Here is a 15584-nt window from a genome sequence, read left to right as displayed (position 1 = left end):
TCATAACAATGCGGAGGAATTCATAATGAAGCTATTCAGCGCAGGAATCGATGTCGGCGGAACCAAAACACAGCTCTGCCTGACAGATGAGCAGGGCAATATCCTGGAGGAGCATAAGCTGGAGACACAGCTGAGCCGTGATCCCGGAAAGTTCTTTAACTGGTTATTTGATGAACTGGAGCAGAGCTGCATCCGAAACGGCGGTACACTATCATCGCTCAAGGGAGTAGGCATCGGTTTTCCGGGAGTGATGAATGAACGTACAGGGACACTTACCAGTGCTCCGGCGCTGAATTGGCCTGCTGTCGATATTCGTCCGCTTATTACTGCCCGTTATCCGGGAACTGTCGTGCTCGACAACGATGTCAATATGGCAGCACTGGGCGAGCATGCGGCCGGAGCGGCGGCCGGCTCGGGGCATTTCATCATGATTACGGTTGGAACCGGAGTCGGAAGCGCCCTGTTCCTGGATGGACGGCTGTACCGGGGAGCCGGCTTCGCCGCCGGCGAGATCGGCTATCTCATTGTTAAGCCGGGCGAGTACTCTGCGGCAGCTGATCCGGAGTACAGCGAGTTCGGCCCGTTTGAAATGGAGGCTTCCGGCACAGGGATTGGAGCAAAGGCAGCGGATTACTTGCACAGCGGCGGCCGCCCGTCTTTAATCCGTGAGCTGGCGCAGGGCGGACCGGTCCGGGCCGAGCATGTATTTGCTGCCGCCAGGCGTGAGGATAAAGCGGCATTGCAGCTTTTGGATCAGGCATACGGGCACATGGCGGCTGTTATCAAGAATATAGTGCTCACGCTCGATCTGGAGCTCGTCATTCTCGGCGGCGGAGTGGTGGAGAAGAATCCGGGATATATAGACGAAATTGTCAAGCGTGTCAGCTGTTATCCCCCGCATCAGCCGCCGGCAATCCGGCAGGCGGTGCTCGGCAACCGGGCAGGGGCAATCGGAGCTGCGGCGGCTGTAAGAAGCAGAATCACTTCAGGCAATTAAATAGAAACGAGGTTTAGATCATGAAACGTGAACTGGGCATAACAAGATTTTCGGTCAAGAGCAAGGAGTCCGAGGTGCTGCTGAAAATGCGCGGACTCTACCTGTTCACGGGTCTGGCGGGGGGAAGCTTCAATCCGTACGTCACTTCACTGCTGGTTCATCAAGGCATGAGCAGCCAGGCAATCGGGGTTATGATGGCCTTCGGCACCCTGCTGGCGATTCTGTTCCAGCCCTTGTGGGGGATTCTGGTGGACCGCTATCAGCGGACAAGGCTGGTGCTCATGCTCACCTTGATTATTCCCGGAACCATCGTTTATTTTTATAATTTGAGATGGCTGATGGTTATTGTACTGGTATACAGCCTGTACACTATATTTCAGAGTACACAGACTCCGATTGCCGACTCCTATGCGGTAAGGGCGGCTCAGGCGGCAGGCACCTCCTTCGGCACGATCCGGCTGTTTGGCAGTGTCGGGACGGCGCTGGGCGGATATTTTGGCGGAATGTATCTCAACTGGCTGGGAGTAACCGAGCTCTGGATACCGTTCCTGATCTTTAACCTGCTCGCGCTTACGCTGGTAATCACTATTCCTACTAGTGTGGAGCGGAGAAGCACCAGTGTGACCTTCTCACAGGGAATCAGAAAGCTGCTGGGCAACAAGGTGTTTATGCTGTTTTTGGCCGGCTGCTTTCTGGTCAACCAGACACTGACTGCGTTCAATTCCTTTTTTGTGCTGACCTTTCAGATGGCCGGAGGCAGCTTCTCGTGGTCGGGCATTGCGCTGCTGATTGCTTCTATTACCAGTGTCCCGGCGATGCTGGCAGCATCCAGGGTGCTGAATAAATACGGCTATGAAAAAACACTGATGCTCGCTTCCGTTGCCTACATGCTCCGCTGGGCCATCCAATGGCTCATTCCGGTTCCCGGTGTTATGATAGGAGTCCAGGCGCTGCACGGACTTTCCTTCGGCTTTTTCTATATTGCTGCTGTGGAGTATGTAGCTTCTATAACAGGCAAGGAGCTGCAGGCCACAGGACAAAGCTTGTTCAACATGGTGTTTGTAGGCCTCGGCGGAATCGCCGGGAATTTGCTGAATGGCTATCTGCTGGAGACGGGCGGACCCGGTCTGATGTATTTTGCCTGCACGGTCAGCGCTGCGGCCGGCGCTTTATTGCTGTACAGGGTTAAGGCTGTCTCGCATTCAAGTCATTAACTTTCTAAAAAGGGAGGGGAGGAGCTATGAAACGCAGTTGGTACAGTCGGATGCTATTTTCATACTTCCCTGTCTTTCTTCTTGTCGTATCTGTGCTTATTTTTCTGGCCTTTATGATCATTACAGAGCTCTCCCGCAGCGAGACGCAAAAAGCCAATTACATCTCCACCAGCTACATTGCAGATACCGTGGAACGGACCTTAAGTGATGTGCAGCTCAGTGTGCTGGATGAGGTAGAGAACAACTACTCCTACAACGATTTTTTTGACCCGGCCAAAGCGGCTTACCCTGGTGACAGCTCCTACGAAATTGTACAGAGCATGAACCGTCTGGTTGAACGCATCAGCCTCATCGACTCGATCTATATTTACCGCAGCAAGGACAGGCAGGTTCTCAGCCAAAGCGGTTACGTGGACCTGGATTTGACGCATGAGGCGGCATATATTGATCAGATTTCACAGCAGCAGGTGCAGACCGGTTGGAGTCCGGTGCGGATGTACCAGCCAAGAAATGCCAAGGCTGAATATCCGGTGGTCAGTCTGGCCAGAAGGCTTCCGATTCCCCTGGGCTCAGACGGTTACATCGTTGTCAATATCAGCGTATACCGCCTGGAGCGCCTGGTGGACGGTTTGACGAGCGGCGAGCTTTCTTTTGTCCGGATAAAAGATTCCGCAGGCACCCTGTTGTATGATTCATTGCAGACCTCAGGTGATGACAATATCCGCAAGCTATCCACGATCCGGGCGGACAGCCTGGGCTGGACCTTTGAGAGCGGACTGCGGGCAGGCCGGCTGTTCGACTGGATTTCGGTCATATCCTATATCTGGCTTGTGATCGGACTCGTGACGATTGCACTGGGAGTGCTGTATATCATTTATATCACCCGCCGCAACTACCGGCCGATCCAGCAGCTGATGGTACGGATTCAAGCGCTGCAGCCCCATGGCAAAAATGAGCCGGCAGCTGCTAATCCGGATGAGCTGGCCCTGATGCATACCGCCCTGGACAGTCTGGTGCAGCTGACAACCGACTATGAGCGGGAACGTTATGAAAATCTGCTGATCCGGCGCAGACAGCTGTTTCTGGACATCATCAGCGGTGAACGCCTGAAGGATGTATCTGAAAGACTAACAGCGCTTGATCCTTTTGAAGGAAAAAGAGAGTTTGACGCCTTTGTGGTATTTGCTGCGGAGCTGAATGTGGGAGATGAGCTAAAGGTGCTTTCCCGGCAGGAGCAGAATCTGCTTAAATTCGCCCTGACGAGTGTAATCAGCGACCTGATGGCCGAGAATCAGCTTCAGGCATGGTCGGAATGGGTAAGCGGACAACGGCTTGCTGTCCTGATCGGCCTCCGGCACCGTCCTTCAGATGATAATTCTCAGCTGCTTGAGCTGGCCAGGGGCTGTCACAGCTGGATTCTGGAGAATCTGCGCCTTTCCCTTACCTTTGGTGTCGGTCATACAGTTGACCGCCTGCAGGATATTCACCTGTCCTACACAGCTGCTGCCGGGGTGCTCAGCCACAGGCTGGCGCTCGGAACAGAGATTGCTGCGGTTCATATGGACCGGCAGGAGGAGCCCGGGCTGCAGAGCTATAAGTATTTCGGGAATTTCACGCAGCTTGTCCGGGAATTCCGGCTATCCGGGGAGAATTGGCGGAGCAGGCTGGAGGAAATTTTTGCTTCCTTCCGTAAAGACCGCTTGAAGGATGAAGAGATCTACATGCTGCTGGAGGTCATGCTGCAGGCACTGGAGCAGGAGCTTAGGGGCATCTCGGAATCACTGGACCGGCAGCTCGCGTTAACCGGCACTGGCGGTTTGCAGGAGCAGATCCGCAGGAGTACCGATCTCGAGGAGATCAAGGAGCTGTTGACGGGCTGGCTGAATGAAACCTACCATGTTTATGTTTCGGTGAATGAGCTCAAGAGCCACCGTGTCATGATCAAGGAGGTTAAGCATTACATTGAGGACAATTACGCCAATCCGGATCTCTCCTTAAACCATCTGAGCGAACGGTTCCAGATCTCCGGCAAATATGCCAGCTATCTGTTTAAGGAAGAATTCAATATGAAATTTGTTGACTTCCTGGCAGAGCTGCGGGTAAAGAAGGCGAAGGAGCTGCTGGATGACACGCAGGACAGTATTCAGGATATTGCCCTGCAGGTTGGTTATGCTAACGCTATTACCTTCGGAAGGGTCTTCAAGCGGTTTACCGGAATGACTCCCGGCGATCACCGGAAGCTGAATCATCCGTAAGATATAGAAGAACAAATGCAAGCGTAAATCCGGAAGCCATGCGGCCGGCATTTACGCTTTTTTATCGGAAATCAGCTGGCATACATAGAACACTTAATGTTATATATGTGGTATATTTATCAGAATTTCAACGAATTAACACCTGGAATTCACTAGAAAACTGTATATATGTCATGAAAAATGACGTAAATTCTTATAATTTTCATGAAAAAGCGCAAAGAAACATGTATATTGTACATTTTTAAAAACGATGTAATAATTCATCCCATGATCAAGTCGAAAGCATAGCAGAGACAGAGACGACTGGATTAATACCAGAATTCGAAAGGGTAAGGTGAGGGAATATGGCAATCGGTCACAGCAAAGGGAAAATGGCTTTGGGTCTTTCGGCAGTTCTTGCTTCTTCAGTATTATTATCTGCGTGTTCACAGGATAACAGTACCAGTGCAAATGCAAGTGACGGCGGATCACAACAGGCTGGAAGCTTAAAAATCGAAGTGTTTGACCGCGGCAACGCACCGGCAGGACTTACGGCATCGGATAACTTTTTGACCGACTATGTAAAAGAAAGCTTCGGCCAGCCGAACAATATCGACGTCGAATTTGTTCCTATTCCCCGCTCGGAGGAAGTAACCAAGCTTAATGTATTGATGGCGAGCGGCACAGATGTCCCTGATATTGTGTTCACCTACGATTCCGGTACCTTCAATAAATATGCCGAGCAAGGCGGCCTGACGGATCTGGCTCCGCTGCTGGATGAATACGGACCGAACCTGAAAGCCTTCCTTGGCGAAGATACGCTGAAATACGGCCAATTTGAAGGCGTGCAATACAGTATCCCGGCTAAACGCTCAACCGTAGGGAAATACGCCTCCTTTGTACGCCAGGATTGGCTGGATAAACTGGGGCTGCCGGTTCCAACGACAACTGAGGAACTGTATGACACCTTGGTAGCCTTCAAAGAACAGGACCCGGGTGAAACCGGAGGCAAGGTTATTCCGCTCGGAATGACGATTGCCCCGGGGCAATATGAGTCGCTGATCTGGTCCTTTATCCAGCCAGTCACCGAGCAGGAGCGCTTTGAGCTGACCCAGACACTGAGTTCCAGAGATTATCCGATTCTGCTGCCCGGCTTCAAGGACGCAGTACAATATATGAACAAGCTGTATAACGAAGGGCTGATCAGCAAGGATTTTGCCCTGGATGAAAATAAAGAAACACTGACGCAGAATATCGGCTCCGGGCTCGTAGGTGCGTTCAGTGAGGACAATGATAATATTTTTTATCCTGACGGTGCTTATGATTTGCTCCTGCAGAACCATCCGGATGCGGTCCTGACCGCGATTGATCCTTATACGAACAGTGAAGGCAAGCACGCCAAGCCGGTGGCTGCCCCGAACGGAATGTATATCATGATTCCCAAGTCCAGCAAGCATGCGGTTGAAGCGATCAAATACTTAGACTGGATGGCCTCCGGGGATCATCTGATGTACATTCAGAACGGGATTGAAGGTGAGCACTACACCCTGGAGGACGGAGTTCCGGTTGCCATTCCGAATTTATCTGCCGAGTCCACGAACAAGCTGATGGGCGGCGGGGATATCGGGATTATTGCTAACGGCCGGATTTTCGAGAGCCAGGAGAAGAACAATGAGGCTTTTGTGAAGAGCTTCAAGCCTGAGTACCAGGATATCATTGCCAAATCGCTTGATATTTCAAACACCGATGTCATCGAGCCTGTGTATACCAGCCGTCCAATTGAGGCCGAAAGTAAATACGGCACCACACTCAGCGAAAAGGCGAAGCAGCTGATTGTAAAATCGGCGATGGTATCCCCTGCGGATTTCGATGCAACCTATGAAAGTATGCTGAAGGACTATATGGCAAGCGGCGGACAGGCGATCCTGGATGAACGCAAAGCAGCTTACAGCGGGCAGCAATAACAGATCTTGATGGAGTGGTGCGGCTGCAGGCCGTGCTGCTCCCTTACCATAAGAGGCACAGTAAAGGAGGAGCCGCCCATGGGGTACGCCCGATATTTCCGCAGAAACTGGCAGATGTATGCATTGCTGGTGCTGCCCATTACCTTTTTCATTATTTTTAAATACGGCCCTATGTACGGTGTGCAGATTGCTTTTAAGGATTTCAACTTTTTCAGGGGAATCGGCGGCAGTGAATGGATCGGCCTGGACGGATTCCGCGAAGTTTTTGCCAATCATGATTTCTACTTAACCCTGCGAAATACGCTGATGCTGAATTTTCTCGATCTTATCGTATCTTTTCCGGCACCGTTAATTCTGGCGATTATGCTGTTTGAGCTGAAAGTGGCCTGGTTTAAAAAGCTGTCGCAGACCATTCTGTATATTCCGCATTTTATTTCCTGGGTAATCATCGGGGGAATCGTCTACCAGCTGTTCGGCACACAGTCCGGTATGATCAACAATCTGCTGATGAGCCTGGGCTTCGATGCTGTTCCGTTTCTGTCTGATAAAAAGTACTGGCTGATCACTTACCTGCTGACCGGGGTCTGGCAAAGTGCCGGCTGGGGGACGATTCTCTATCTGGCAGCGCTTACCGGCATCAATAAAGAATTGTTCGAGGCGGCTGAAGTGGACGGGGCCGGCAGGCTGAAGCGCATTCTGCATATAACGATTCCGGGAATCAAGCCGACGATTGTTACGCTGCTGATCATCAATCTGGGAAATATGATTTCGATCGGCTTCGAGCGCCCGTTTGTTATCGGCAACCTGGCTGTAAGGGAATATTCGGATGTGCTGAGCACCTTCGTATACCGGATTGGACTGGAATCGGGGCAGTATACGCTGGCTACAGTAGTCGGGCTCTTCCAGGCGGTGGTCGGACTGATCTTCCTGCTGGCGGCCAATTATATCTCCAAAAAGCTCACTGACGAGAGCATTCTATAAACAACCTTTTGACAGGGAGTGTACATTATGAGTGAAAGAGCAGTTAACATAATGAGCAAAAGAGCGACTAACATAACAAACAAAAGAGCGGCTAACAATGCATTTGATGTGGTCATAGTCGTCTGTCTAATCCTGGCGGTGCTGGCCTGTCTGATTCCGTTTATTCATATTGTGGCTGTATCCTTCAGCGGGACCGTACCGATCTCTTCAGGAAAAGTAACCTTATTCCCGCTGGACTTCAATGTTGAGGCATATAAAAAAGTGTTCAGTGATGCTGCCATGATCCGTTCACTGGGCTTCACAATCTTCCTGACCGTGCTCTTTACGGTGCTCTGCATGATGATGACGGTTGCCGCCGGCTATGCGCTGTCCAAGAAGGACCTGAAGGGCCGTAAAATCTTTATGTTCATCATAGTAGTAACGATGTTTTTCAGCGGCGGTATTATTCCTGAATATATTCTTACACGTGAATTGCACCTGCTTAATACAATCTGGGCGCTTATTCTGCCCGGTCTGATCAGCCCGTTCTACATGATCATCCTGATCTCTTTCCTCGCCGGGATTCCGGATGCGCTGAAGGAGTCCGCAGAGATTGACGGCAGCAGCCAGTTCGGCACGCTGCTCCGGATTATCCTGCCGCTGTCCATGCCGGTGCTTGCTACATTAAGCCTGTTCTATGCAGTCGGCCGGTGGAACGGATTTCAGGATACGCTGATGTATATCACCAAGCCGGAGCTGTACCCGCTGCAGCTTAAGCTGTATCAGATGATCCAGAACAGCCAGGTGTCGGATCTGATGCGGATGGAGGGCAACGCCATCAGTACAGTAGTGCCGGAAAGCCTCAAGGCTGCAACGGTAATGTTCGCGACCGTGCCGATTCTGCTGGTGTACCCTTGGCTGCAGAGATATTTTGTCTCCGGTGTAATGACCGGGGCTGTTAAGGGATAAGACAGTGCGGGAGTTGAAAGAACTTCGGCTAACCATTATAAAGAGAGGGTGATCAAGAGTGGAATTCACAGCAAAAGAGCAATACTCCTTCTCGACCTGCTGGAATATCAGAAGGCATGAATCGGGTGACCGGATGATTGAGGAAATCCGTTCGCTGGGCTTCTCCAGAGTTGAACTGAACTACAATGTAACCCGTGAAATGCTGCAGACCATCGAGCCGCTGATTGAACGCAGGGAGATCGGTATCTCCAGTGTGCATAATACATTCCCGCATATAGCCGATCCCGACTACGGCACAGATTCAGTGCTGCTCGGCTTTGAGGACAAGGAGCGGAGGAACAGGGCGGTGGAGCTGCTGCTGCAGTCGGCGGAATACGCCCACCGCTATGGGGCAGAGGCCGTTGTGGTGCATCCCGGGGAGGTTCCTTTTGACCGGGATATTGACGATCAGCTTAAAGAGATCTACAACACACAAGGCCGGGAATCCGCCGCGTATCAGCGGCTTTGGGCTGAAATGATTGAGCGCCGGGAAGCCTTGAGCGACGGCTATATTCAGCGTATTATGAGCAGCCTCGACGACGTGTGCGAGCAATCGGCGAGACGAGGGTACAAAGTGAAATTCGGCATTGAGACCCGTTCACGCTGCAATCAGATGCCGACGCTGGAGGAAGCCAGAACGATTATCTCAGGTCTGAAGGGAGCACCGGTCGGCCTGTGGTATGACATCGGCCACGGCATGATGATGGGACGGATGGGGCTTTATGACAATGTGAACGAAGCGAATGCAATGATAGAAGATATTGTAGGCGTTCATATACATGAAACAATTGGATTGTCGGATCACTGGTGTCCTTATGTGCACAGCGGGGACGATGAAGGCTTTGACTCATTCCTGGATATTATTGCGCAGGCTCCGGTCAAGGTGTATGAGCTGAAAGCAGCCTGTACTCCGGCGGATATTGAGCAGAGTCATCAGATGCTTGTTTCAAAGATAGCCCGGCGCACCGGGGGGCGGCTTGCGCCGACAGTTGGAGGGGAGTAGCAGATGTTCGACAGGATAACAGCAATAAATGACAAGTGGACACAGGAATCACTGGCAATACAGATATCTGACCGGGATAACCGTTACTTTGGAGGGGTGCGTGATCCGCTAAGCGGGGTAGCCTGGCCGAATCATACCGGCACCGCCCAATACATTGCGGCCTGGGCTGCTGCGCTGTGCAATCCGCAATCGCAGTATTACCGCGATCCGGCCCTGCTTCGGCAGCTGCACGAAGCGGCGGATTTCATGCTGCGGTTCCAGCATGAGGATGGAACGATATCACCGGGCTGGACCAACTATCATTCACCGCCGGATACGGCCTTTGTGGTAGTGGGGCTGGCTAATATCTATACCCTGCTGGAGCAGCAGGCGTGGGAGCCTGCCGGCATGGTTCAGGAGATGATTGGCATGTTTCTGCAGCGGACATTTCCGGCGATGCTGACCGGCGGCGTACATACGCCCAACCACCGCTGGGTACTGACCGCTGCACTCGGCTCCCTGTACCGGATTTTCGGAGAAAATAAGCTGAAGCGCAGAGCGGAGGAATGGCTGCAGGAGGGGATGGATATCACCCCGGACGGAGAGTGGACGGAGCGGAGCAACGGGATCTATAACACGGTCAGTGACATCATGCTCTATTATGCCGCCTGGGATTTGAACCGGCCTGAGCTGCTTGAGCCGGTCCGCCGCAATTTGCGGATGATGAAATATCTCGTCCATCCCGACGGGGAGGTAGTGACCGATTATTCGGGACGCCAGGATTTCGGCAGTGTCTTCTCGCTGGCGGACTACTATCTGTGCTATAAGCTGATGGCTGAGCTTGACGGGGATGCCGAGTTTGCTGCACTGGCCGAGCTGGCCGGCCGCTCTGTTACTCACCCCGGTTCGCTGCCGAATCAGATCATGCTTGGCTTCCTATTGTACCCGCAGCTGCAATCGGCTGCGGTGCAACCGGGAGAGCTGCCTGGCCAGTACCGCAAGGTAATCAACGGCGCATTTAACCGCCGGGAGCTGCTGGACAAGATCGGACATGACGGCTATGGCGGCCCTGTCCGCCACAGTAAGCAGCATACCGAATTCGGGGCCCCGGTTGCCAGGGTCCGCAGCGGCTCTACGAGCGTGAGCGTGATGACCGAGGCTTCCTCCCTGTTCTCCCTGCGGCACGGCAAGGCGCGGCTGCTCGGGGTTCAGCTGGCTTCCAGCTTTGAGCCGGGGCTGATCACTATGGATTCCCTGCTGGAGACCGAGGCAGGCTTCCTGCTGGAGTCCACCGGGGAGAAGGGCTATTACGGCACGATTCCTGCAGACAAGCTGCCGCCGCTTTCAGGCCTGCCCGCCAGTCCATGGTATCTGCTGCCGCACGGCGAAAGGCCGCTTACCCATTCACAGGCCAGTAAAGTCTCCGTCCTGGTGAGCGAGCACAGCGGAGGCTGGGATCTGCAGTTCACATCGCCGTCACCGGCGGATGTGCTGACCCAGATCGTGCTGCTCTTCGGCAGTGAAGGCACCTTGGAGGGAGAGGCGCTGACGCCGGTTCCGGGAATGAACGAGGCCTCCTTCTGGAAATCCGGCAAGCTGCGCTATAGCTCCGGCGGAGACTGGATGGAGCTTGAGCACGGCAGCCACGAGCACCATTTGGCCGAAATCCGGGGCATGAGCTACCCGGACGGCTGCCAGAAGGTTATTGTAACGCTTATTACGCCGCTGGATTATACGCTGCGCATCAGCCTCTCCTAACGGAGCGGCTGTTTGTTTTATTGTGGGAAGATTGTGGGGAGGGCCTACGCCGACAGCCAACTTAACGCAGGTCTGTGCCCCGGCGACAGCCAATCACAACCAGTAACCTGCAATCTGCCGATAACCAACCTAAACGCCGCTCCACCCACACAAACTACCAATCACAACCGTAGACCCGGGCCTCACTGATAGCCAACCAACTTAACGCGTCCCCGCCCTCGGCTAACGGCTCAGCGAGCTGAGCCCCGTCCGCTGCCAAACACAACCGCTGCCCGTGACCACCCGGCATCCAGCCCCAAACCGTCCCTGCCAATGCCAACTTTTAAGCCTCCCCAACTAACTTCTAACGGACCTGAGCGACCTTATTTCGTCTGCAGGGGACAATCTGCATGGCTAACGGATCGTAGCGCCGTTAATAGTCTATAAATAGCATGGTGGAGGAAAAATGTATGCAAATAAAGCCTCTGGGGTCCGTTAGCGCCTCGGAAACCGGATTTTGACCAAAATAAGGTCATTTGTGTCCATTACAGAGAATTGGCATTTTTTCCTGTCAAAAGGAAAGCAGCGTTGGGCAGGAATGTTGCAGATTATCGCGAACATTTTAAAAGAAACAGCTGTCAAGAGGTTGATCTATAATCTTTTAAATGGGATCAAGGAGCGTGTAAAATGCCTAAAATGATGATAGCAGTTGCAATGTTTGTATGGGTACTGTCCGGATGTAGCCTGAACACAGGATCAAATACCACCGGAAATCCAACAGCTAACGATGTCTTAAACGCGGATCCCGCTGCAAACATTTTTATGTACCAGGATATTATTTATAGTGCAGGGATCGATTGGGTTAATGAATTGCCGCTTTCCAAAGATAAAGAAATAACGGAGGTTATTGAGCAGCAGAAGGATGGTAGAAAATTCAAGAACGGGACCGCAAATAAGCTGGAACCAGGTACTAAAATATTCAGTGCAAAAGAGCGGAATGACATTATAATTGCCGAAACTGCTGATGGGGAAGTCAGGTTCTACAGCTTAATAGAAGGGTGATACGTGGGAGCTGATTGTTGCTTTGACAGATATAGAAGCTTAGCTTAAGGGTGAGCATCTTGAGCAGCGGTGCCGGTGAGGAAGAGGACGAATTTATATTTTTTACTATACAGCCCCAGTATAATAATCCGGTAGTTCCAATAAGCGTGTTATCCGTTATAGTGGTTTGTTACGTGCTTTTCATAATGTTTTCAATTAAACATAAAATGTCTGGGCTAATGTTAGTTTGCTTTATCGTTACGATCGTATGCTTCATCTATGCACTTTATATAATAGGCTGGGTATTGGAGCTTGCTGATTATATTCTTTAAAAATCTACTCTTCAGAGCGCACTCTCAGCAAACTAAGTGGAAAATCGCCATCTATTTCTTCGTAAAACAACGTTATTTCAATATTTGTTGGAAAAAGGACACTTAATTCCAGCGGATTCGCACCAAAGTAGAGTTTTCATTTGAGATAGGTGTAATTTTTCCAACTAGTGGCAGAAATCCGCGGAAAAGTGTGGAATTAAGTGCCGAAAATCCAACTGAATTAGAAATAAGCAGCTGATTCAGAGAACGGGGCAGTCGAGTAGCCGGGCAGCCAGCAGCCGAGCAGCTGATCAGCCGAATAGCGCATCAGCGTATCAGCACTCAGCACATCAGCACCCTGCAACACAGCACATCAGCCACTCACCGCGCACGCATGAGAATGAAAAAGAAACTACCCTATACAGTACACTGGTAATGGTTATTCCTCCGCCGCCTTAGCCGGGGCAGGCGTGCTCTTGTTCTTGTGCACCCACAGCGCATACTCCAGCGGGCGTACCAGCGCTGTCCGGTAGGTGTTGCTGTCGCCGGTGCGGGCGAACACCTCACGGGCCGGCTTGGGGTTGACCTCCAGCACGAAGATCCGGCCCTGGCGGTCGATCGCAAGATCGAGTGCCAGCTCGCATAACGTGCTGAAGCTCTCCTCCAGGAAGGCGGCGGCTTCCAGGCCGAGCTTCTCGGCCGACTTCATCGCTTTGTCGGCCTTCTCCGCGCTGCCGAGCCATTCCTTCAGCAGCACCTCCGCACGGACGGCATGGCCGCCGCCGTGCAGGTTCGAGGTGACACTGCGGGCGGCGCCGACGCGGCCGGCGATGCCGGTCAGCTCCCATGCGCCCTGCCCGTTCTTTTGCACGAGCATGCGGTAGTCATGGAAGCGTCCGCCCGGCAGACGCAGCGGGATACCCTGCTGGACTAGGAAACGCCCGCCGGCGCACCATTGGCGGACAATGGCCTCCAGCTTTGACAGCGTCACCTTGCGCGGGGAGATGATCTGACGGTTCTGGCGGCGGCCCTGAATATCGTAGAGGCTCTGCCCCTCTTTGAGCCGTTCGATCCGCAAAATGCCGCGTCCGCCTGTACCGTTAATCGGCTTCACATAGACGACCGGACTCGTTTTAAGCATCCGCAGCAGATCGGACGAAGACTGGTAGAGCAGCGTCTCGGGCATATGCTGGCGGAAGCGGGTCTTCTGTGAAAAGGTCTGGTGGATCGTCCATTTGTTGCGCAGCGGACGGTTCAGAAAGGTCAGGTGATTGTAGCGTGAACGGAAGCGCAGCAGCTGCTCGAAGCGGGAGCTGCGCTGAATCCGGCAGCGGTCGTAGATCATATTAGGGAAAGCCCGCCATTTGCGCGACCATTTGCCGCTCACCGGGTCGTAGATCATGGCATGGATCAGCTCTTTCCCCGTATTGACATCCATGGGTGTAAACACAATAACACCCACATCATAGACGTGGGTGCAGGAACAGCTCAAACTGTTCTTTAGACTGGGTAGGGCCTTTTTTATAAACCACTTTGTTAAGTACGGATTTCAATAACGCATTTCTGTTCATGGGGTTGTCGGTCTGGTAGTATGACTTCACAACAGATTCTGCAATGGGGATGATCTTGCTTTTGGCTTCTTTGCGGGTTAGTTCCAGATCCAGATCTTTTTGTACTCTGGTGATCCCCTCGTTTGTTGCAGCTATTCGTTTAGAGATTTCTTGGGATCGTTCCATAAACACTTCTTCTGTATAAATACCTCGTTCCAAAAAGTCGAATAATTTTCCTCTTTGATTCTCAAGTTCTTTTAGTTCATTCTGCAGTGAAGCTAGAGCTCGTTCTTTTAGCTTGAGTTCGCTCTGAGGTGTAGTTTGATTTCTTTTTCCCCATTTGATCTTATAGTCGTTCAGCCAAATTTCAAGTCCTTCAACGATCCTGGCCTCGATAGCATCATATCGGCTGCTGCGGGTAGGACAACCGACAGTATTACAACGAAAGTGAGCGGGTCGTTTGCCGTAGGGGCGATAAACCATGGTCAGTCCGCACTCGGAGCACTTTACAAGACCGGCTAGTGCTGAAGTCATTCTAGGTTTGCCATCTACATTGAATTGGTGAGGAGAATGGTGATGCTCTGAGAGCCTCCGATTCGCCTTCATAAAGGTTTCCTTGTCGATAATAGGTATATGCTTACCTAGAACATCAACCCACTCTTCGCGGCTCCTATGGCGTGAGGTACGGTGTTTGCTTCCGTCCTTGCTTTTCTTCAGTTCTTTCTTACCCCATTGAATTCTTCCGATGTATACTTCGTTCCTGAGAATGGTTAAGACAGAGGAAGCAGACCAACTGCCGCCCTTGTAGGAGGGGATTTTAAGCCGTTCTAATTCAGAGGCAATTTTGTTTCCGCCTTTTTGCTGCTCAGGATCTTCATGGGTATACCAGGCGAAAATTTGTTTTACGATTTCAGCTTGTTCTGGGTGGGGGGTTAAGGTGCGTCCACGACCATCTGGAAGATTTTCAATCAGGTAACCAAATGGTGGACGAGTACCAATAAAATTACCCTCCTCTGCAGAGCGCTTCCGGCCTCCCTGCATACGACGGGTAATGATTTTAAGTTCCTTACGGGCCATGAAAGCTTCAAATTCACTATATTCCTCGTCGAATTCATCCATTAAATCATAGGTCTTTCGTGGAGTGATAATTTTAGTCTTAGCTGAACGGAAGGTCTCCAGGATCAATCCTTGCTCTTGCATATTGCCGCGTCCAAAACGGTCAATATCCATAACCAGAACTGCATCATATTCACCGGATTCTACTTCTTTTAATAGCTGCAGCATTTCCGGACGGTGAACTAAGGTTTCACCACTGACAATCTCTTCACGAATACGAATGATATTTAATTTTAATTGCTTGGCAAGTTTGAGCAGAGCTGTTTTGTGTTTGGCCAGGGTTTCACCTTCGCCGCGCCGCTCAGCATCTTCATCTGCTCTGGACTTTCGCAAGTAAAGAGCTACATCCATTATGTACATCCCCTTTGAGTTATAGGCGAATATTTATGGATGTATTATAAGGGGTGACGTATCAAAAAAACAATTTATTTTGTCTTCGGGTAGGTTGAATTATGGTTGAATTATATTCT

General features: G+C 51.6%; 12 protein-coding genes. 9 read left to right on the top strand and 3 right to left on the bottom strand.

The genetic code is table 11. The annotated features are described in order from the left end of the window. Positions 1–25: 25 nt before the first annotated feature. The 9 genes from M2108_RS13270 to M2108_RS13230 all read left to right on the top strand — a co-directional run bounded on the left by M2108_RS13270 (position 26) and on the right by M2108_RS13230 (position 12158). Complete coding sequence (locus tag M2108_RS13270; protein WP_277469792.1) at positions 26–997, top strand: ROK family protein; 972 nt, start codon at positions 26–28, stop codon at positions 995–997. A 20-nt stretch (positions 998–1017) separates the two neighbouring features. Beyond that, entirely contained in the window at positions 1018–2211 is a 1194-nt protein-coding gene (locus tag M2108_RS13265) for an MFS transporter (protein ID WP_277469793.1), read from the top strand. Positions 2212–2237: 26 nt separating this feature from the next. Further along, positions 2238–4466 (top strand): helix-turn-helix domain-containing protein, encoded by a 2229-nt coding sequence (locus M2108_RS13260; protein ID WP_277469794.1) that lies wholly within the window; start codon positions 2238–2240, stop codon positions 4464–4466. Between the two features lie 344 nt (positions 4467–4810). Next, complete coding sequence (locus M2108_RS13255) at positions 4811–6409, top strand: extracellular solute-binding protein (RefSeq protein ID WP_277506190.1); 1599 nt, start codon at positions 4811–4813, stop codon at positions 6407–6409. A 78-nt stretch (positions 6410–6487) separates the two neighbouring features. Beyond that, on the top strand, positions 6488–7390 hold the full coding sequence (locus M2108_RS13250) for an ABC transporter permease (RefSeq protein ID WP_277469796.1): 903 nt from the start codon (positions 6488–6490) through the stop codon (positions 7388–7390). A 27-nt stretch (positions 7391–7417) separates the two neighbouring features. Further along, positions 7418–8338 (top strand): carbohydrate ABC transporter permease, encoded by a 921-nt coding sequence (locus M2108_RS13245; protein ID WP_277469797.1) that lies wholly within the window; start codon positions 7418–7420, stop codon positions 8336–8338. 58 nt (positions 8339–8396) lie between these two features. After that, positions 8397–9380: a sugar phosphate isomerase/epimerase family protein gene (locus M2108_RS13240; RefSeq protein WP_277469798.1), complete on the top strand. Its 984-nt coding sequence runs from the start codon at positions 8397–8399 to the stop codon at positions 9378–9380. A 3-nt stretch (positions 9381–9383) separates the two neighbouring features. After that, positions 9384–11117: a hypothetical protein gene (locus tag M2108_RS13235; protein WP_277469799.1), complete on the top strand. Its 1734-nt coding sequence runs from the start codon at positions 9384–9386 to the stop codon at positions 11115–11117. Between the two features lie 666 nt (positions 11118–11783). Further along, on the top strand, positions 11784–12158 hold the full coding sequence (locus tag M2108_RS13230) for a hypothetical protein (RefSeq protein ID WP_277469800.1): 375 nt from the start codon (positions 11784–11786) through the stop codon (positions 12156–12158). Positions 12159–12689: 531 nt separating this feature from the next. Here the strand turns inward: M2108_RS13230 and M2108_RS13225 are convergent. The 3 genes from M2108_RS13225 to M2108_RS13215 all read right to left on the bottom strand — a co-directional run bounded on the left by M2108_RS13225 (position 12690) and on the right by M2108_RS13215 (position 15465). Beyond that, on the bottom strand, positions 12690–12815 hold the full coding sequence (locus M2108_RS13225) for a hypothetical protein (RefSeq protein ID WP_277469801.1): 126 nt from the start codon (positions 12813–12815) through the stop codon (positions 12690–12692). A gap of 72 nt (positions 12816–12887) precedes the next feature. Continuing rightward, positions 12888–13898, bottom strand: coding sequence for a YheC/YheD family endospore coat-associated protein (locus M2108_RS13220; RefSeq protein ID WP_277506192.1), 1011 nt, complete (start codon positions 13896–13898; stop codon positions 12888–12890). A gap of 13 nt (positions 13899–13911) precedes the next feature. Further along, the gene (locus M2108_RS13215) at positions 13912–15465 is read right to left on the bottom strand and encodes a recombinase family protein (protein ID WP_277469803.1); all 1554 of its coding nucleotides are present in this window, start codon (positions 15463–15465) and stop codon (positions 13912–13914) included. Positions 15466–15584: the final 119 nt, after the last annotated feature.

The sequence above is a fragment of the Paenibacillus sp. PastM-3 genome, assembly GCF_029893965.1.
Classification (GTDB): Bacteria; Bacillota; Bacilli; order Paenibacillales; family Paenibacillaceae; genus Paenibacillus_AQ.
Note: the sequence above shows the minus strand (reverse complement) of the source record. Positions and strands in the feature narration are given on the sequence as shown.